The organism is Hydrogenophaga soli (assembly GCF_054777695.1).
The window spans coordinates 20,930-40,589 of sequence record NZ_BAAHAK010000009.1 but is presented as its reverse complement, the minus strand read 5'-3'; the positions used below and the strand labels follow the sequence as shown (position 1 = coordinate 40,589).

Here is a 19,660-nt window from a genome sequence, read left to right as displayed (position 1 = left end):
CATGTCCTCGCGTCAACCCATGGACTGCGCCACGGTCTGGCGCACCAGGTCGTAAATGGGCAGCAGCAGTGCCACGATGAGAAAGATGAACAGCCCCCCCGCCACCAGAATGATGACGGGCTTGAGCACCTCTGCCAGCGAACGCACCAGCACATCCAACCGCTTGCGGTATTCATCAGCCAAGTGCTGGAGCTGCACGTCCAGGCTCCCCACCTCCTCACCCACGGAGATCATGCGAATGGCCATGGCCGGAAATCCCCCCACCCTGCGCATGGACTGGGCCATGGAGTCGCCACGGGCCACGGACGCCGCAACCTGCTCCAACCTGACCCGATAAAAGCGGTTGCGTGTAGAGCGCGTCAGGGTCTGGAGGCTGGACATCATGTCCAGACCGGCCCGCACCAGGATGGACAAATGTTCGGTCATGTGCGCCATGCCTGACGACACCAGCAACTGGCGGGCAATGGGAATCTTGTGTCCCACCGTGTAAAACCAGAGCTGCACCCGTTCCGACCGCTTGAAGGCCAGAACCACACCCGCCACACAAAGCACCAGCGCCAGCACCACCCACGGCAGGTGCGCCGTGACGAGGTCCGCGAAATTCACCAAACCCACCGTGATGGGGGGCAGCTTGGCCTGAAGCTGCTTGAACAGCCGGGCCATGTTGGGCACCACGTAGTAAATCCAGAACGCGGCCACACCAAAAATGGTGGCGAACACAAACAGGGGGTAGATCAGTGCGGTGCGAATGTCCCTGCGGATGTTGATCATCCGTTCCACGTGTGCGGCGGCCTCGCGCAGCATCCGATCGGTGGTACCGGACTGTTCACCAATGTCCACCAGGTTGCGCACGGTTTCAGGAAACACATCGGGATGGCGCTCAAACGCTTCGGTCATGCCGACCCCACTGTTGAGGTCATCCCGCAGCGTGTCGGCCAAGTCGGCCACGGCCTTGTTTCCACCCTGCCCCCCCTCATCGGACAAGGTCCGCAAGGCTTCCATGGCAGGGACACCCGCCCCCATCATCAACCCCATGTCGCGAAGGACACCCACCAGGTCCTCGGGACTCAGGCGACGGCTGAACCAGCCGGACACGGTGTGCAGGGTTGCGCCTGCCCAACCTGGCAAGCGCGCCAGGGTGATCACCGTTCCCTCGGTCTGTGCCTCCAGCCGCAGCCGGACTGACAGCTCCCGCAGGGCAACCAGGCGCAACAGGCCAGTCTTCACGCCGCCATGGGGCATGAGCACCCGGTAAAAGTATGTGTGCACGGTGCTCATGGGTCGTCAACCGTGGACGCCCACGGCGCGCTCGATTTCTTCCACCGTGGTTTGTCCTGCCAACACACGACGGCGCGCCTGCAAGAGGATGGGCACCAGCCCTGCTGACATGGCGTGCTCACGCAACGTCGCCCGGCTGGCATCGCTCGCAATGGCATCGGCCATGCTCCGGCTCACCTCCAACAGTTCGTAGACGGGCAAGCGGCCCAGGTACCCGGTGTGCCGGCAGTGGCTGCACCCCTGCCCCCGACTCAGCAGCAGGGGCATGTCGGATTCAGCCACCCCTTGCAGTTGCAGCCAGTCTTTTTCCTGCGAGGTGGGCGGGGTCTGCGTGGCGCAGTGAGGGCAGTTTTTCCGGACCAGGCGCTGGTTGAGCACGGCAACCAGGTTTTCGGCCAGCGTTTCGGTGTCAATGCCCAGCAGCTTCAGGCGTGGAACCACACCAAAAATCCCCCCCACGTGCAGCGTGGACAGCACCAAGTGGCCGGTGGACGACGCATCCACCGCCGCACGCGCGGTCTCTGCATCCCGGATTTCGCCCACCAGGATGATGTCCGGGTCATGCCGCAGGAAGTGGCGCATGGCGTTGGCGAACTCGTATCCCGCCCGGCGGTTGACTTCGGTCTGACAAGCCACGGGCACACGGTATTCCACCGGGTCTTCCACCGTGAGCACGTTGCGTTCAATGAGGGGTTGCATGCGCAGGGCGGCATGCAAGGTGGTGCTTTTGCCCGACCCGGTGGGACCGGTCATGAGGATCAGCCCATGGGGGCGTGAAAACACACGGCGCATGGCCTCCACATCCTCAGGCCAAAACCCCAAGTCCTCCAGCTTGTCCAGGCTGGCCCGTTCGGGCAGCAGCCGAAGGACCATGCGCTCACCAAACTCCGAGATGAGGGTGGAGACACGCACCGTGTACTGTTGCTCCAGGACTTTGGCGGTGAAGCTGCCGTCTTGCGGCAAGCGCTGCTCGCTGGCCTCCATGTCAGCCTGCAACTTGACGTACACAATCAGCCGATCCAGTGCTGGCGACAAGGCAAACATCGGACGCAGCACCCCATCGACCCGCAGCAGCACCGAGCGGCTGTGCGCCGTGGGGGCCAGGTGGATGTCGGTGGCCCGCTCCTTGACCGCCATGTGGAGGATGTGGTCCAACAGGCGGTGGGGGCTGTAGGCCCGGTCCACATCAGCCTGGAGCTTGCGCACCTCGGTTTCGATCAGCTTGGCCGGTGGGTTGTCGGCAAAGTAGTAGTATTGGTGAATGGCCTGCGCCACCCGGTCGAACTCACCCTGCAAGAACCGGCATCCGCGTCCCAGCTTGCGTTTGACCTGTTCGGCCACCATGTCGGGGCGGGCATCCCCCAGCAACACCTCCACCTCGGAGCCCACTTCCCGCAACGGCAAAAAGCCATGCGACACACACAGGGCCCGGTTGAACACCCCGGCCACCTGGGCATCGGGCTCGGGGGCTTCGTGCAATTCCACAAATGGAATGCCCCGCTGGGCGGCCAACTGCCGAGCCACCTCCTTGGCGCTGGCAAACCCCAGATCCACCAGCAGGCTGCCCAGGGGCTGGTTCTCGATCTTCTGCTTTTGCAGCACATACTCAATGGCCACCGGGGCCACCACGCCGGCCTGGATCAGGCGATCCCCCAGGCTGATGCGAGGTTCGTGCTCCGAATGCAGGACGGACAGACCATCACCTGGCTGCATGCTGGTTCTCCAGAAGGTAAAGGGTGAGCTCATCGGGTTGTCCCGTGGGGGCCAGTGCATTGGCTTTCTGGAAGCGCGCCAGGGACTGGCGGGTCTGCGGCCCCATCAGGCCATCCACCCCGCCATCAAACAGCCCCGCGGAGCGCAACATCGACTGCACCGCCTGAACCGTGTGCTCGGCCTGCTGGATCTGCGCGGCACGCCCACTGTCCAACCACATGAGCCACGCAACCTCGTTGTCCTGAAACACGCACACACCCTCCTGTCCATTCAGGCGCTGGATCAGGGCATCGGTGGCCCTGGACTCTTTGACCACGGGTTTTCCCTCGTGCACGCCCAGCTTTTCCTCGCACAACTGGCGGGGGCTCGGGGCCGGGGCCGGGGTCGGAACTGGGGCCGGGGCCGGGGCCGACACCGGTGGGGTGGACGCGACCACGGGTTCAGGTGTGGCAGGCGCGGCCGGTGTGGCGGGGGTCTGAGACCCCGACCACAGGGCTTGCACAGTCCCCACGGAGATGTCGGGCTGCCAGTAGGTCCAGGCGGCCATGGCGGCCACGGACGCCAACCCCAACCCGGCCCCCACCAACATCCAGCGCCAGGCCCCACGCAGCCCGCGCCCCGCGCGCAACCCCCGATGTACCCGGGCCTGCAACTCGGGCACATCGGCCAGGGCACGGTGAATCAGGGCGGGGTCAATGCGCGACTGCCGACGCGCGGCCAGCCCATAGAGACACCGGTCCAGCAGCAAGTGCATCTGACGCAGGTTGCCATCGGTGCATCGGTGCAACAGCCGGATGGCCTCGCGGGTGAGGGTCAGACGGCCGCTGCCACCGGCGGCGTTCATCCTGAAGTCAAAGTAGCGCCCCACCTCGTCGGGTGTCAGCCCACGCAAGCGCGCGTGTTTGACGATGCGACTTCGCAATTGGCGCATGTCCGGCTCGGCCAGCGTGGACTCCAGTTCCGGTTGCCCCACCAGCAGGATTTGCAGCAGCTTTTCCTGGCCGGTCTCCAGGTTGCACAGCAGGCGAACCAGCTCCAGGCTGGCCACCGTCAGGTTTTGCGCATCGTCAATGACCAACAAGCTGGTCACCCCATCGGCTCGCCGCTGCAACAGAAAGCGATTGAGGGTTTGCAAGCCTTCGGCCATGCCACCCCCGGTGGGCAGACCGAAATCCGTCAGGATGGCGTCGAGCAGGGACTCACCCTGGAGGAAGGTGTTGAACACCAGGGCGCTGTGGAAGTGCTGGACATCCAGCGACGACAGCAGGCGGCGGACCAGCGTGCTCTTGCCCAGGCCCACTTCCCCAGTCAACAGCACAATGCCCTTGCGCGCGGCCACGCAATGCAGCAGCTCGGCAAACTCCTCTTCAAGCGCAGGGGTGAAGAAGTAGGACTCGGCATCCGGGGTGGGCGGAAAAGGGTTGCGACTCAACCCCAAGGATGCGTACACCGACACGGAATTCATGGCCGGGCCTCTGGGGTGAAGCGGCGCAAGGCGTTGCGCAGCGCAGCCGAGTCTGATCGGATGGCCAACGCCTGGGCCAGCACCTCGCGAGCCTGTTCGGACCGGTCCATCTGGCTCAGCAAGCTGGCCAGGTTGACCGCGGCCTCTTCGTCGCCCGGCAGGCGCTCCAGCACCTGTCGGTAGCCTTGCACGGCGGCGTCGGTGTTGTGGGTGCGCAGGTCGAACCACGCCTGTGCACGCAGCAACCCCACCGCCTGGACCGGCAGGCGCTTGCGCAGCAACAACAGCTCTTGCTGTGCCGCGGGCACGTCCTCACTGGTCATGGCGGCCATGAAACGCGCAAACCGCTGTTCCACGGGCATGGAGTCCTCGTCGGCACCTGCCGCAGGTTCAGGAGTCGATTTTTCTTTTTTGATAGCAACTTTATTAGGTACAGAAAGCGCAGGGGTACTTTTTTTATTCAAATTCTCAGGCACCAACACCGTGGGCGATGCCACCGCCTGCGCAGGCTGGGCCACCGCCTCAGGGGCCGCAGAGGCCACGGGAACCGCAGGGGCCTGAGCCATGGACAGCGGTGCCGCTGGGGGAGCGAGATCGGGGGCCGCCGCAAGAGGTGCGGTGGCGGACGCAGGCTGTGCCGTTGCCACCGGTGCCTGGGGTTGAAGCACCGGTGGCGCTGACGCATCCACCGCCTGGGAGCTGCGCCACAAAGTCCATGCAACGGACCCGGCCACCACCACCACCGCAAAGGAGCCCAAGGCCACCCACCACTCGGTGCGGCGAGGTGCAATCACCTGTCGCTCACGGCCCGCAGTGGATTGCAAAGGCGTGGGAGACGGGCTTGTCGTCAGCGTGTCGGCATCCACGGCACGCAGGGCATCGTGAATGAGGCTCATAGGACATGCACCCGCATCACAATCACCAGCTCACGGCTGTTGTGGGTCTTCTTCTCGTTGCCAAACAACTTGCCCAGCACGGGAATGTCGGACACGCCCGGTGCCCCGCGGTCGTTGCCCGAGCTGCGTTGGTCGATCAGCCCGCCCACCAGCACCACATCGCCATCGGCCACGTTCAGCGTGGTGGTAAGACCCTTGTAGCTCACCTTGGGCAGGGTCACCATGTTGCCTCCCCCCACCGTCACCAACTGCAAACTGGCCGCATCCACATCGCTTTGCATGGGGTTGATCAGGATCTCCACCCGCCCGTCATCGCGCACCAGCGGCAGCACCCCCACCATGACCCCCGAAAACACCGTGTCGGTCTGGACATTGGACGATGTGGTGGAGGCCCCACCGCCAGGAGAAGTCTGGGTGGTCGATGACTGCGAGATGTAGCGGGCACTGCTGCCCACCGACAACAAGGCAGGGGTACCGTTGCGGACCTGCACGTTGGGATTGGAGAGCACCGTCAGGTTGCCGTACGAACGCAGGGCGTTCAGGATGAAGCCGTAGTTGCTGCCCTGGTACGACACCCCGAATGCCGGCCCTGCCGTGCTGCCGATCAGCCCCGAGGGGATGGTGACCGCGCGCGATGCAAAGCTGCCCCCCACCGCGTTGGGCAAGGTGGAGGTGGCCGATCCTAGCGTGATGGGCGATGCCCCGAATGTGGTGGCCAGTCGGCTGCGCAGATGCTGCCAGTCCACGCCAAACTCGAAGTTGTCACTGAGTTCAACGTCGATGAGCTGCGCTTCCACATACACCTGACGTGCCAGCATGGACTGGACTTGCTGGATCAGCGACTCCACCGCGCGCATCTTGGAGGGGCGCGCCTTCACATAGAGCGTCCCGGTCATGCGGTTGAGCGAAAAGCCTCCTTCTTCACCCAGGGTGGCGGCCACGGCCAGTGGCGCTGACGTCACGCCAGGCGTGGTGCCTGCACCGCCTGGTGCCGTCACGAGGGGTGTTTGCGGCGCTTGCGGCGCCTGAGCCGCGTTGGCCTTGATCGCATCGCCCAACAGGTTCTTGAGGGCGGTCTCCAGTTCCTGGTAAGGCTCGGATGCAAATCCCCCGCCACTGGACAGCGTCAGGTTGCCTTGCTGGGCCGAGTTGGCCCCCGACGAACTGGTGCCTCCCAGCACATTACCCCCGGAGCCCATTTGCAGGCTGTTGTGGGTGTTCAGGAAGTTGACCTTGAAGAACTTTTCCTCCGTGAGGTTCACACGGATGGTGTTGCCGCTGATCTCGCCCGCCACGTCGTAGGTCCGCAGCACTTCGTTGAAGCCTTCACGCAAGGTGACTTGGCGCAAGAACATGTCGGCCAATTGACCGCCCTTGAGCACACGGGGGTCCACGATGAGGTTGAGCTTGCCGGCATCGGCAAACGCTTGCAGCACGGTGCTGATGGACGCCTTCGACATGGCCACGTTGATCAGCTTGCCTTCCAGCGGGTCAAAACGCGGCGCCACAGGCTCCAACACCGGGCGGGCGGCGGTTTTCGTCAACTGCTCCCGCAAGGCTTTCTGGTGCTCCAGGAGTCGTTGGCTCTCCATCGCCATCTGTTCCCTCAGACGGTTGGAGGTGACCTCGTCGGTGGCGCCCAAAGTCTGGGCGCTGCGGGGCGGGCTGGATGCGCACCCACCCAGAGCCAGGGCAAGAACACAGGCCCAAGGGAGCAGCCCCACCGCAGGCCTGCCCCCGGCGGATCGCAGGTTGTCCCGGATCGGAAGTGTGATTTCAGCCATGTTCGGATTCCTTTTCGTTCTGTTCATCAGTCCTGTTGCAACGGGTTCACTGCGAGCGCGCATAAAGCCATCCACTCAATGCCGAAAACCCCTCGATCAGCACCACGTCGTCATTGACCAACGTCCGGGCCGTGTCCGGACCCTGGCTGCAAAGCGCGCTGAGTCCGTTGACGCTGTCAAACCGGTCACCGTCACCGCTTTGGTCCTGGAGCGGAGCGATCAGCCGAAACGCCGCATTGGCCACGGGGTGGGCCGCGCAATCGATGGCTCCGCTCCCGCCGCCATTGCCCGTGACATGGGGCTGGCTGGTGAGCACCGCGGCCTCGGTTTGTGTGGCGGCGTTCTGGAGTGCCCGGATGAGGTCATGCACATCCTGATACGCCTGTTCACCGGCGGCGTTGCCTGTTCGCTCCTTTTGGACGGCCAAGTCCGCATCCAGTTGAGCGTCGGTTCCATGAGGCGCTCGAAACACGGCATAGGCCGTGCGCAAGCCCTGCGTCGGCAGGTCCAAGCCCAAGGTTCGGTAGGGCACCCAGCCGGTGGTGGCCGCATCACACGCGCCCGTGCTGTCACCCTCCCACCCTTGCCCATTCACGTCAGGGCAGGGCAGGCGTTTGTTCTGCAATGCATAGGTGCTCAACCGATCCCGCAGCGTCTGCAACTCACCCTTGGCCTGCTCGCGCTGGCGTTGGGCCTGCGCAGCGTCCAATACGCCCACGCCGCGCCACGCCAGCAAACCCAAGACGACCAGCACAACGGCCATTTCAAGTGCCGTCAGGCCCGACTGCAACCCCCTCACGGCGGTGTCGAAATGCGTCCTCACAGCGTCACCTCAACACCGGAGCTGCACCCATGTCGGACGTCATGCCCGATTGAGCCTGGCGCATGTCGGCCAGGAGGGTCTGCAGTTTTTGAAGGTTTTCGGGCGTGGGCGACTCGGCCAAGGGACGCATCTGCTCGGTCAAGGTCTGAATGCGTGCCGCGGCTTGGAGGTTTTTGCGTACCGCACGCAAGTCCACTCCGCCCATCGTGCTACCGCCGTTGTAGCGCTCCAACTTTTCGAACACCCCGTCCAGTTCCGCAGGCTGTGGGGTTCGCCCCCCGGCCTTGAGCGCATTCAGTTCTGCCTGAATGTCCTCCAAACGGGGACGCCCCCCTGCGGTGGGCAGCGCATCACCACGCCCAGTCGGGGCTTCGCCCAGGACAGTCGCCGCGCCTGACGCACGAGGGCCCGTGACGCCACCGGCGACTTCGGCTCCTCGGGGTTCCACGGACATGCCTGACGCAGGCGCTGCTGCATTGGGCAGACCTCCGTCCCGGGCCGTGGGTTGACCCGCCACCCAGAACCACGCCCCCACCAACACCAGCACACCTGCCAGCGCTCCACCCAACACCATGCGTTTCATTTGGCGGCCTCCACCTTGGGCAATGTCGGCGGGCCATTGCGATATACCTGCGTGGCCACACTGGCCGGCGTACCGTCGGCCCAGCGCAAGGTACCCACCTGGAGTTGCTCAAGCGGCAACTCCAAACGCTGTTGGCCCTGCTGTTCACGCACGGTGATTTGGTACGGCTGGACCTTGGTCAACCGCCCCCCTTCCGACAAACGCGCCCCGGCCTGAACCTTTTGCTCGTCCAGGATCACGATGTCCCGTTCGTCCACCAACGACTCCAGAAAGAGCGACATCGAACGCCGCGGCATTTGGATGCTGCCCACCACATCAGAGCCCGGCACGGGCACCGCCACCAGGGGGGAGGGAACCGTCCAGGCCACATCGCTGTGCCCCAGACGCACCAATGCCTCGATGCCCTCGCTCAATCGCTGCTGGTCGTCCACCATCTTGGGAGACAGGGGTTTGAGTTCGGGTGCATCCATGCGGGGTGGCATCAACCGCGACGAGGACGCGTCAAACACCGACCACCCCGCCACCGCCAACACCGCCACCGCCGTGGCCGAAAGTCCAAGAGCCCAATACTTGGTCATGTGTTGTCCTTGCCGGCCCCGGTCTTGGACCAGAGCACCTCATAGGCGAAGGCCCCGGCCATGCCTTCCACAGGGTCCACCGCCTTGAAGCGCCAGCCGACCCGTCCCATGGACGACACCCAATGAACCACGGCGGTCGATTCGCCGATCTCCGCCCACCCGTTGATCTGAAACACCTTGCCTTGTTGCCCCACGGCCGACAGCTTGACCTGTTGGATCCGGATGCTGGGTGGCGTCAGCTTGCGCAGATCGGCCAGCAGGTGCAATGGATCCTGACGAACGCCCTCGTCCAGCTTGCGAGCGAACTCAGCCACCGTCAGCAATGCAGGTTCCGGGGCCAACTGCCCCACCTTCTGAACCCGCTTTTCCAGTGCGGACAACTCGTTTTGCACGGCGGCATCCTTTGCCACCAGCTGTCGAGTCTGGGTGTGTGCATACCCACCCACCCCCACCAGGCCGACGGCAATCAACGCCACCAACACCGTCAAGCGCCCCAGCCAGGATTCAGCCAACCACGCCATGCGAGCCAGGCCGGGATTGAGAACGTGGTGATCGACGGCACGCACCGCCAGAGACGGCAGCACGGTTTGCTGCCCTCCTGTGACACCCGCCGTCTCAGGCGTCAGCCACCGGGCCCGCAACCCGCTGGACGCCGAGAAGGCTTCCATCACGTCATGCATGGGCACTTCCCGGTCCACGGCACCGGTCCCCACGCCCACCTGATCCACCTGCAACAGGTCCACGCTGGGCAGCACTTGCAGCCCCAGTGTCCGCGCCAATCCGGGCAGGCGCATCACATCGCCGTCCATGGACCGAACCGATGCGTACAGCATGCCGCTGCGACCGTTCAGGAACACCGACATCCCTCGCCCGGACAGCAACACGCGCCCCTGTCCTGCTGGCAGGTCTGCACACAACACCGCGGCTGCGTGAACCAGCAGGCAGTGATCTTGCTGCGCTTGCGCCCAAGCCGACACCTGCTGCCATTGCTCCAACGAGAACGCTGAAAAGTAGGCCTGGAATCCACCCGCATAGCGCTGCAAGCGATGCACCACCACATGGGCCAGGCCATCGACCAACCCTTCGGTGCGCACACGCTTTTCGATCAGCGCTCGAGCGTGCTCGACCTTTCCGTCAAAGCGCCACACGTCGGTGACACTGGTTTCGAAATCCAGCACCACCACGGTGGCCATCGACAGGCGTGGAGAAGCCTCCAACGTCTGCCAACCCGTCTGCGGGTCCAGCATGTGCCATCCATCTTCGGTGACACGCAACACGGCCATATCGGTCATGGGCTTACCTTGTCAGAACGGAAATATTGAGTGGCTGTGATGCCCAGGGCCAGCCCCTCGTCCCCAGCCACTGGAGGGTGAAACAGGCCAGCACCTTTGCTGACGGTCGCCAGCTCGAAGTAGTCGGCCACCAGCAGGTTGCGAGAACCTGCATGCGCCAGGTCATCCAGAAATCGCGCCACATCCACCCGGGGAGTGGGGTGAAGAACCCGGCGCAATCGACGCTCTCCCCATTGGGTCGGATCGAGTCCGCTGTGGTTGACCTGTTCAGTCATCTGGCTCATTTGCCGCACATACCCCTCGCGCCGCTCGATCTCCGGGGCCAGCGCTTGGGCCGCCTGCAAACGTTGCTGAGACTGGGACAACAGGCGCTGCTGATAACGCATCTGAGCCAGACCGTCCTGGGCCACCCAGGCACCAACCATCAGCAAGCCCGTGGCCAAACCCAATGCCGCCAGTCTCCCCATCCTGATCGGTGCCATGGTGCTCACTGCTCCATGGTCCAATGGGCCGTCACCAGCATCACGCGGTCTTCGTCAAACCGGCGGCCCGCGGTGGTCCCGCCCGTGTCCCCTGACGTATTGGAGACCGTGGAGCGACTGTCGCTGGCGCTCATGTTGCTGTTGGCCGCGGTGGTGGCGATGTTGGCCCCCTGCGTGTTGTTGGCCTCCCACTGCGTACCCGGACCGTTGGCTTCCGCAGCAGCGGTGTGTGCGGGGCGCCCCTGGATGCGGAAACGTCCTTCGCGAGAATCGGGTTTGCCGTCGATCAGCTGATCCAGGAAGCGGGCCAAGTCGGGCGTCAACCCACGGATCACCATCACGTTACCCGCGCCACTGGCCGTGCCGGAGGTGTTCCATTGGAAGCAAACCTGCAACTCGGTGGCGTTGCCGTTGGAGTCGATGTAGAGGAAACGATCCTCATGCCCCTCACCCCGGCCAGGGGGCATCCGCACACCGGCGCGAAGCATCAGGTCACGCAAATCTTGTGTGCCTAACTTGGCATCACCACTGCCCACGTTGCCCTCGGTGTAACCCTGACCGTGACAGATCTTCAGACCCGTGTTGGCAAAGTTCTCAGGAATGCCAGCCACTCCGCTGCCACCCGCACGGGTGCAGGAAGAGTCCTTGCCCAAGGTGGTTTCGGAGCCGTTGACCATGTAGGTTGGCGCCTGTTGGCAATCCCCCAGGACCCCCCCGGTGCGCTGGTAGAACTGGTCGTAAGCCATCTTCCACTGGTAGGCGAACTTGTTGGCCACCTTCTGGTATTCGGCGTTGCGCTGCACGTCTTTGGCAATGGCCACGGCACCGATGATGAGTCCGATCACGGCCATCACGATCGCCAACTCCACCAACGTGAAGCCCCCCTGTGAGGCGGTCAGACGCCCCCTGCTGAAGCGGTTTGTCATGGGAATATCTCCTTTGTGGACTGCGCCAAACAATGTGGTCATTGATTCATCTTGAGGACGCCGGCCACGGTGAACACCTGGTCCTCGTCCTGGCGTCGGCCTTTGCCGTCTCCGCTGGTCGGCGTGGCCGACATGTCGTAGGTGTTGTCGGCCGTCCACTCAATGCCAGGGCCATTGGGCGTTCCGTTGGTGATGCCCAGCTGCCGGAAGCGGCCTTCTCGTGCATCGGGTTTGCCGTCAATCATCTGGTCCAGCGAGCGGGCCAAGTCAGGCGTCAAACCGGTGATGACCATCACGTTGCCCGCGCCAGATGCGGTGGTGGGGGGTTGCCACAGAAAGCACACCTGCACCTCCTGCGGGTTGCCATTGCTGTCGAGGTACACATACCGGTCCTCAGCGCCCTCGGTACGCCCTGGAGGCATGCGCACCCCGATGCGCTCGAACAAGCTCCGCATGTCCTTGTTCAAGCTTCCTGGCAGCGCATTGGCTTTTCCTCCAAGGGCACTGTCTGGCGGCAGGGCCAACTGACACACCGGACCAGGCGAAGTCACGCCAGTCATGTCTCCACCAGAAGTCAAAGCACCACCGGTTGCCGCGTATGCGACGCCATTGACCATCAGACGAGGCGCCGTCTGACTGTCCCCCAGTACCACGCCCGCACGCTGGTAATACTGGTTGTAGGCCTGCTCCCACTGATCAATGAACTTGTTCTTGATCTTGGTGTACTCGGCATTGCGCTGGACATCCTTGCCAATCGCAACAGCGCCGATGATCAAGCCAATGATGGCCAACACGATGGACAACTCCACCAGCGTGAAGCCGGACTGGCGGACAGATCGGCGATGTGCGCAACGCGCCGACACCTGCCGCTGGGGCACGGAAATAGTCATGGTTGATTCCTCGCAAAGAAGTGCACTGACGTGCAGAAGGGCTGGCAACACCGGGGTAGCGTTTTGAAATGTGCGCATGTCGCTCTCCTGTTGAAAAAGGGGAGGACGTTACGGCATGGCTTGCCGTTGCGATGCCCCCAGTTCTGGGGACAGCGGAGAAATGGTCATGGGTCTTTCCTCACAACAAAGTCATGGAACAACTGACGCCCGAGAGCGGACGTCGTGCGAGGACTTTAGGAACCCACCGTTTGCAGACCGTTTGCAGACCGTTTGCAGACCGTTTGCAAACGTTACACAAACGCTAGCAGCGCTGACCGTGTCGCTGCAACCAGCCGTGCCAGCCGCGGTCCTGGGCCAACTTTCGTGCAGCCTCCCGGGATTGGGCTGCTTCAGCTTCTTGGTTGGCCTGTGTTTGCAAGCTGGCTTTCAACCACCATGCATCGGCCATCACCACCGAACCTCCGTCGGCAGACATCCGATCCAAGGCCACGTTGATGGTCCCCAAAGCCAGTTCGGTTTCACCCAAGGCTTCCAGGCAGCGGGCGGTCAACCACAGTGCAATGGGTGTGGCTGACTCGTAGTTTTCCAGCACAGGCTCACTTTGAGCGCCCAAGGCCATCAGATCGACTGGTTTGCCCTTTGCGGCGGCCAGCTGTGCGTCGTACAGGCTGGCAAACGCAAACCACAGTTCAAACCCTTCCACCTGGGCAAACAAAAGGGCCTGTTGAACATGATGCGCCACAGCCTGGAAGTCGCCCTGTGCCTCCGACAGAATGAGGCTCAATGTGTGATAAATGGCCTTGTCCTGAACGCTTGAAGCAACGTCCTCGATCAGCTTGGCAGCCTGTGTCCAGGATTCGTGGACAACCGCGTGCTCTCCGGCGAGGGAGCACATCCAAGCCCGCTGCATCAGGCCAAAAACCATGGGATCCGACGGGAAGAACCGCAATCGCTGCGTTCTGGGCAGCGCGGCTCCCGACTGAACCATCCGGTCGAACCACGGGGCCGCCAGCACAAACTCACCCCGCCAGAAGTGGGCATTGGCCATGGACCAACTGGCAGTGAACTGGGCAGAGGCTGTGGTGGCCTCACGCACCATGCGTTCCCCCGCAATCAACGCTGCTGCATGGCTTCGTCCACTCTCCCGAAGGTAGTGAAAAGCCGCCGCCTCAAACTTCAACTCGGCATCCGACACCTGTGGAGATGCCTCAATAAGCCCCACCAACTCGTCGGCCAACGCGTGTGCACGGGCATGGGCATAGCCGTGTTTGGCGAGTAAAGCACGCACATGCGCCGCACGAACCTGCAAACCGTCCACACCTGGCAGTCCACCCAGGTCACGAATGGCCTGGTGGGCCGTCAACGCAGACTCCAAGTCGTCGTGCGCCGTGGCCGCATTGACCGCACAACGCCAAGCCGTCAAGGCTTGTGGAGGCCTGTGAGCCTGCTGCCACAGCAGTGCGGCCCTGGACCACTCGCCCCGCTCCTGCAGCATCTCCGCCACCCGGGCACTGTCTGCCTGTAACGCAGGCCTGACGTAGGTCACCATGAGGTATTCCCGCAAAGCGGGATGAAAAAACGCCAAGTACCCCTCGTCGCGCATCACCAGCAGGCCAGTCTGGGTCGCCAACCGCAAGGCCGAAACCGTTTTGTCTTCACCCGCCAGGTTGACCATGTCCTGCACGGCAAACCGCATGCCCAGCAACGCCGCGGTGCGCAACACCGGTTGGTGCTGGCCGAGCCGATTGAGCATGGCCTCGCAGTGCTCCACAAAACCCGGAGACTGACCGCCTTGGCGTGCGTCCCCGCCCGTCATCAGGAACAACGGAATGCCCCGGGCCATGGCGATGCGCCGCTGGCGCTCTTCCCCGGTCATGGACTCCGCCAAAGGCATCGAGTCCAGCAATGCGGCTGCATCCGCATCTGCCAACGGTCCGAGTTCAACAGGTGGCTGAGTGTCCAGGCCCTTCAGCGCAACACCCACCGACTCATTGGGTGGTAGCGGATGACGCTCCGTGAGCACCCACAGCAGACGTGGCTGGCGCGATGCCACCCTCGCCAACAACGCGGCACTCGCCTCATCCAGCCACTGTGCATCGTCGATCACCACCAGGGTCACCGCTTCGGGACGGGCTCGGTCCGCCTGACCCCACCAAGTGGCGAGCAAATCGACCAACATGTCCACGTCTGACTGCGACAAACCGCCACTGTCCAGGAACTGAAGCAGCACATCGACAACACGTGCCGTGCATTGAACCCCCACCGATTGCAAACGTGCAGACAACGTCAAGGCGGAATCGCCTGGTGGCAGGTGCCTCAACAGCATGAGGTGCAAGGCGCTCCAAGGAATCGACCTCAACTCAGGCTGGGCTCCCAGCCACCACACCTGCGACGACATGCTCCCCACCCACTTGGCGAACTCGGCTGCCAGTCGTGTCTTGCCCCAACCGGAGGGCGCCCGCACCCGGAGCACCGCTGGCCGGTTCTCCAGGCTCACCCTGGACCACGACCGCTTGAGTGCCCCCAAGGGCTCGAGACGCCCCACAAAACGGGAAGACAACGAGCCCACCCCAACGGGGAGCTGCGCCTTCACCAGGTCATTGAGGGCCACCGACCAGACGTCTACCGGATGGCTGACATCCCGGAATTTCACCTGCCGATGCAGCGTCGGCGTGCAAGGCTCTATCAGCTCTGACCATTCCGAGCCGCAGGCAAGGTGTCCAACCTCGGCCCACAGGGCCAGCGACGACAGCAACCGCAAACGCCATCCCTGAAGCTTCACCCCGAGGCCAGCAGGTTCCACCAGGACCCAACCGGCGACCACTGCCATGGAGACCTCGCATCCAGCCTGTCTCATATGTGCCCATGAGGCTTGGATCAGTCCCAGGGTTCGCCAGCGTTGGCCATTCTGGCCATCGGACAGCCCCAGGGCCAACGTGACACTCCATTCATCCTGTTCAAAGACTTTGGCACCCTGCGCTTGAACACGGTCCAGCAATACCGCGCACGCACGGGTCCACCGATCGTGTTCCGCCGTGCCCGTCCCGAGCTCGTCGGCATCCAGCACTTCGGCAGACTCAATCCGCCACAGCACCAACTGCCGCCATTGCGTCCCCGCCAGATGCACACCGACGGGGACAGCTTCCTTGGGCTCGTTTGGCAACGCATCCTGGGAAGGTTCCTCCTTGCGCTGATGAACCGCTCTGGCCGCGACAAGCTGGTCCCGCCGCATCTGAACCCAATCCACGGCGTCGTCGGACACATCTTCCATGCCCAGCACCAACCAGTCGTCGGGCGCTGCATGGAGCAACTGCTTCAGGGCGTCCGAGGGCAGGTCAACCGAGAGTGAATCGTGGGCCAGGTGAACCAAGAACTCCGCATCAAACCAGACCGTTTCCCCCGGAAGCAAACAAACCTGCTGACGGTCAATGCGCCACAGCTCTGGCAAGCCATGGCTTCGCCACACGGATTGCAGGTCAACCAACAACACACGGAGGTTGGCCTTGGCCTGCGATGCATCTGCCTTGGGCCACAACAGCTCGGCCAAGCGCGCACGAGTCCAGGCGCGTCCTCGCTGGGCCGCCACCAACGCCAACAGAATGGGGGTTTTTCGGTATCGCCAATGCAGTTGCACCGCCGCTGAGTCGCCAGACCACAACCAGACGCCATTGAAGAAGGACAGGAAATGCAGCTCTCCGAGATTTTCAGCATTGCTCATGCCCATGCGGAAAACTCCCGTTGCCACCGTTGAAGCCAGCCATTCAGGCCCGCGCCGACCGCCACGTCCCGGGCTTGCTGCCACGCGCTTGCCCCATCGTCCATCCGCCCCATGGTGTGCAGCACCTGGGCGCGAATCCGATGGATGTCCATCAGACAGTGTCTGTGCTCGGTTTGCGGGAACCGCGCGAGCCACTCATCGCACAAGAGCAATGCGTCTTCATGCCGACCTGACGCCCTGCGCAAATCAGCGAGCATCCAAAGCCCGGTGGGGATTCCGGCGGCATAGCCCTCCCCCAACGCCTGCAGGTCGGCTTGCAAAGCGGCCTCGTCATGAGGCTGCCCCAACAACGCCTGCCCCAGCGCCCATTGAAGGCCCGATACCCCCTGCCACAGGCGGTAGTTCTCGGCCTCGGCAATGTTTCGTGCCTGACTGGCATGGGCACAAAGGCCTTGCGCATTCCCTTCCGTGAAGCAGCGAAACGCACTGATGCAGTGATAAATGGCCAGATCCTGCGGCAGAGGAAGGTACCGCGCATGCTCATGGGCCAGAGCATCCGCGCGGGCAACGTGCTGTGCATCTCCCACCATCAAAGACTGCAACCATATCCACTGAACTCGCCCGAAATTGACCGGATCACTCACGAAAAGCTGTGTTCTGGTAGACAAAGGCACGGCATCGGCCAACACAAACATTCGCTCAAACCAAGTCTGCGCCGTTGCGGTGTCCCCGCGCCAGAAGCAGGTATTGCCATGTGCCCAAGCTGCAATCAGTTGCTGTGGAGGACCCTCTGCAAACACGGCCAACCGACGTGCATGCTCCATGCCGTCCACATGTCCATTGGAGCTGCTGCTCATGTAAGCCAGAAAGTGAATGCCAAAGGTCACCTCAGGCAAAGCCTCCGCGGACGTGGGTGGTGCGTCACGCATTGCCGCTTCCATTTCGTGGGCCAGTTGGTTGACCAATGCATCTCCATACCCCTGCACCACCAGCCGGGCTTGCGCATGCGCAAGACGCCAGGGCACGGACTCAACGGCATCGCGGTTGGCTGTGTAACCCAGGCGCCTGAGTTCCGAAAAATGCGCCAATGCCGCATGATGGTCGTCACACGCCATGGCCTTGGATGCAGCCCGTTGCCAACTGACCATCGCGGCCAGCGACTGTCCTGCGAACTCCCAGCACTGGGCTGCCCGCGCGTCTTCACCCTTGCTGTCCAGAAACGCAGCCACTTGGAGAGCGCGCGCCTGTCGAGAGTCAACCGGCTGAGAATCAAGAAAGAACTCTCGCACCGTGGGGTGAAAGAAGGCACCAGTGGTTTCGCCGCGAAACACCACCAAATCCAGCGCCTCGGCCATCGCAAGGACCTCTCGCACGTCCACTCCGGGACACAGCTGGTGCAGATCGTTCAACAGCCAAACCGACCCGAGGATGGCCGCAACCTCCAGCAAGCTTCGGCCCACATCTCCGAGCGCGTTCACCCTGGCCTGACAGTGCGCGGCAAAGTGCGGCCCCATACCCCCCGCCTGTTCACACACTAGGTACAACGGCCGCCCTCTGGCCGCATGCAAACTGGCCATGGACTGCGCGTGTTGTGCTTCAGTGGAGCCATCAGCATCCTCACGCTGCTCGTTCATAGCAAGCAGCTTCAGCGCATCGGGATCGGCCAAAGGGGAAAGATCAAGCACCTGGGTCATGCCCGGACCCAGCCACTCAGGCACCACCGACGAGTCACTGTCCAGGTCTCCGCGCACCGTCAGCAACCACAACGTGGAAGGCAACTCCTGGGACAGAGTGCCCAGAAACTGAGCCGATGTGTCGTCAAGCCACTGGGCATCGTCCACCACCCAGAGCAACGTTTGTTGACTGACCAACCGAGCAATCGCCTGCCGGAGTTGCATCCGGTCTGACTGCGCGACGCTGCCAGTCACCACGAAAGCCCGCAGCAACTGGAGATGCACTTCATTGAGTCCACTGACATCCCACATCAGATGCTGGGTCACCGCCTCCCGCAATGCCGCCCACGGCTGTTTGCTGGTTTCAGGACGGCCTTCCACCCAGACGACCCCACCGCCCGACTGACGATGCAAACGCCACAACTCCAGTGCGACGCGGGTCTTCCCCATGCCCGTGGGAGCCCGGACCACCAGGGCACGACTTGCGCCAGACGAGCAGGCCTTCAGGACACTCATGCAAGTTGCCAGAAACGCATCTCGCCCAACCAATGGCTGGTGCGATTGGCCCAGCAGCACACTGGTCACATTGGCAATGTCGGACAAACGGGTGCGGAACAACCGAAATCCGCGTTGAAAGCCCCGGAACCGGCGCTCCCCATCATCATGAAACCCCAAGCACTGGGCCATGTCCTCAAAGCTCTGATCGCAAACCAACTCACCCTGCTCGGCCGACTGAGCCAGCCTTTCTGCAAGGCGAAACCGCCAACCGGACACACCTGAGTCCGGCTGACGCAACACCGGGCCAAAGCAGATGCCCATCTGCACCGACTGGCCATTGGTCAAGAGCCTGATTTCACGTTCCAACTGACCCGCCACTTGCACCGTGGTGGACCTGAAAGAGGGGCTCAAGCTCTCCAACCCGAACATGTAGGTCACCCCAGAACTGTCTTCCAGGCAACGTTGCCCCCCCGAACGCGAGGCCAATGACTCTGTCAGGTCCTTCAAGGTGGGCAGAACCGCGTTGCTTGACGACTCGTGCGTCTGGTGATCGTCCAACCGCACCAGCCCACTCCAGTTCAAGCGCAACAGCGAGACCAGGTGAATCCGAGGTTGCTGTGGCACGGAGACAGGCTCTGAGCTCCCCGGAGAGGCCTCCCCATTCGGTGACGGCTGCACGGTCTTCGCGGCCCTGTCGGCATCGCTCCCCGCTTCGGGTGACCACATGCCCAACCAACGGACCAGATCTTCCGACACATCCGTGAATTGAGGCCGGCCCTCCGCAGTGTCCCCAGCACGGGCAGCGGCCAAGAGTTCAGCCAGGCTGGTGGAATCGACCGCAACCCCTGCATTCCAGCGAACCCAATCCCGGTCCACGCGCAGGCAGTCATCCAAGCCCACATTCCGCAAAGCCTGCTGAGCATCGGACAAGACAACCCTCAAGTTGCGGCGCGCCTCAGCCAGCGGCATCGACGACCACAACCACTCCGCCAGCCAACCCCTTTGGAGCATTTTTCCTGGGTTGCATGACGTCAGCGCCAGGAGCAAAACGCCCTTTCGAT

Annotated in this window: 14 protein-coding genes; all 14 read right to left on the bottom strand. The window is 63.1% G+C overall.

The genetic code is table 11. The features are described from left to right. Positions 1 to 12: 12 nt before the first annotated feature. The 14 genes from ACYVB7_RS15690 to ACYVB7_RS15625 all read right to left on the bottom strand — a co-directional run bounded on the left by ACYVB7_RS15690 (position 13) and on the right by ACYVB7_RS15625 (position 19,529). Entirely contained in the window at positions 13 to 1,278 is a 1,266-nt protein-coding gene (locus ACYVB7_RS15690; RefSeq protein WP_460509376.1) for a type II secretion system F family protein, read from the bottom strand. 6 nt (positions 1,279 to 1,284) lie between these two features. Then, positions 1,285 to 2,991, bottom strand: a complete 1,707-nt coding sequence (locus ACYVB7_RS15685; RefSeq protein ID WP_460509374.1) for a GspE/PulE family protein — start codon at positions 2,989 to 2,991, stop codon at positions 1,285 to 1,287. Then, positions 2,978 to 4,456, bottom strand: coding sequence for an AAA family ATPase (locus ACYVB7_RS15680; protein ID WP_460509373.1), 1,479 nt, complete (start codon positions 4,454 to 4,456; stop codon positions 2,978 to 2,980). The genes ACYVB7_RS15685 and ACYVB7_RS15680 overlap by 14 nt, the downstream gene beginning before the upstream one ends. Then, entirely contained in the window at positions 4,453 to 5,352 is a 900-nt protein-coding gene (locus tag ACYVB7_RS15675) for a tetratricopeptide repeat protein (RefSeq protein WP_460509372.1), read from the bottom strand. The genes ACYVB7_RS15680 and ACYVB7_RS15675 overlap by 4 nt, the downstream gene beginning before the upstream one ends. Continuing rightward, the gene (gene mshL, locus ACYVB7_RS15670) at positions 5,349 to 6,950 is read right to left on the bottom strand and encodes a pilus (MSHA type) biogenesis protein MshL (RefSeq protein ID WP_460509371.1); all 1,602 of its coding nucleotides are present in this window, start codon (positions 6,948 to 6,950) and stop codon (positions 5,349 to 5,351) included. Before mshL ends, ACYVB7_RS15675 begins: the two co-directional genes overlap by 4 nt. A gap of 232 nt (positions 6,951 to 7,182) precedes the next feature. Beyond that, positions 7,183 to 7,959 (bottom strand): type II secretion system protein, encoded by a 777-nt coding sequence (locus ACYVB7_RS15665; protein ID WP_460509370.1) that lies wholly within the window; start codon positions 7,957 to 7,959, stop codon positions 7,183 to 7,185. A gap of 4 nt (positions 7,960 to 7,963) precedes the next feature. Continuing rightward, on the bottom strand, positions 7,964 to 8,542 hold the full coding sequence (locus ACYVB7_RS15660; protein ID WP_460509369.1) for a hypothetical protein: 579 nt from the start codon (positions 8,540 to 8,542) through the stop codon (positions 7,964 to 7,966). Further along, positions 8,539 to 9,120, bottom strand: coding sequence for a hypothetical protein (locus tag ACYVB7_RS15655; RefSeq protein ID WP_460509368.1), 582 nt, complete (start codon positions 9,118 to 9,120; stop codon positions 8,539 to 8,541). Before ACYVB7_RS15655 ends, ACYVB7_RS15660 begins: the two co-directional genes overlap by 4 nt. Further along, positions 9,117 to 10,412 (bottom strand): PilN domain-containing protein, encoded by a 1,296-nt coding sequence (locus ACYVB7_RS15650; RefSeq protein ID WP_460509367.1) that lies wholly within the window; start codon positions 10,410 to 10,412, stop codon positions 9,117 to 9,119. The genes ACYVB7_RS15655 and ACYVB7_RS15650 overlap by 4 nt, the downstream gene beginning before the upstream one ends. Continuing rightward, positions 10,409 to 10,903, bottom strand: coding sequence for a hypothetical protein (locus ACYVB7_RS15645; protein WP_460509365.1), 495 nt, complete (start codon positions 10,901 to 10,903; stop codon positions 10,409 to 10,411). Before ACYVB7_RS15645 ends, ACYVB7_RS15650 begins: the two co-directional genes overlap by 4 nt. Beyond that, on the bottom strand, positions 10,900 to 11,820 hold the full coding sequence (locus ACYVB7_RS15640; protein WP_460509363.1) for a type II secretion system protein: 921 nt from the start codon (positions 11,818 to 11,820) through the stop codon (positions 10,900 to 10,902). The genes ACYVB7_RS15645 and ACYVB7_RS15640 overlap by 4 nt, the downstream gene beginning before the upstream one ends. Before the next feature lie 38 nt (positions 11,821 to 11,858). Then, a complete protein-coding gene (locus ACYVB7_RS15635) occupies positions 11,859 to 12,788 on the bottom strand; it encodes a type II secretion system protein (RefSeq protein ID WP_460509361.1) in 930 nt (309 codons plus the stop codon). Between the two features lie 223 nt (positions 12,789 to 13,011). Continuing rightward, positions 13,012 to 16,428, bottom strand: coding sequence for an AAA family ATPase (locus ACYVB7_RS15630; protein WP_460509360.1), 3,417 nt, complete (start codon positions 16,426 to 16,428; stop codon positions 13,012 to 13,014). Further along, positions 16,425 to 19,529 (bottom strand): ATP-binding protein, encoded by a 3,105-nt coding sequence (locus ACYVB7_RS15625; protein ID WP_460509358.1) that lies wholly within the window; start codon positions 19,527 to 19,529, stop codon positions 16,425 to 16,427. Before ACYVB7_RS15625 ends, ACYVB7_RS15630 begins: the two co-directional genes overlap by 4 nt. Positions 19,530 to 19,660 lie beyond the last annotated feature (131 nt).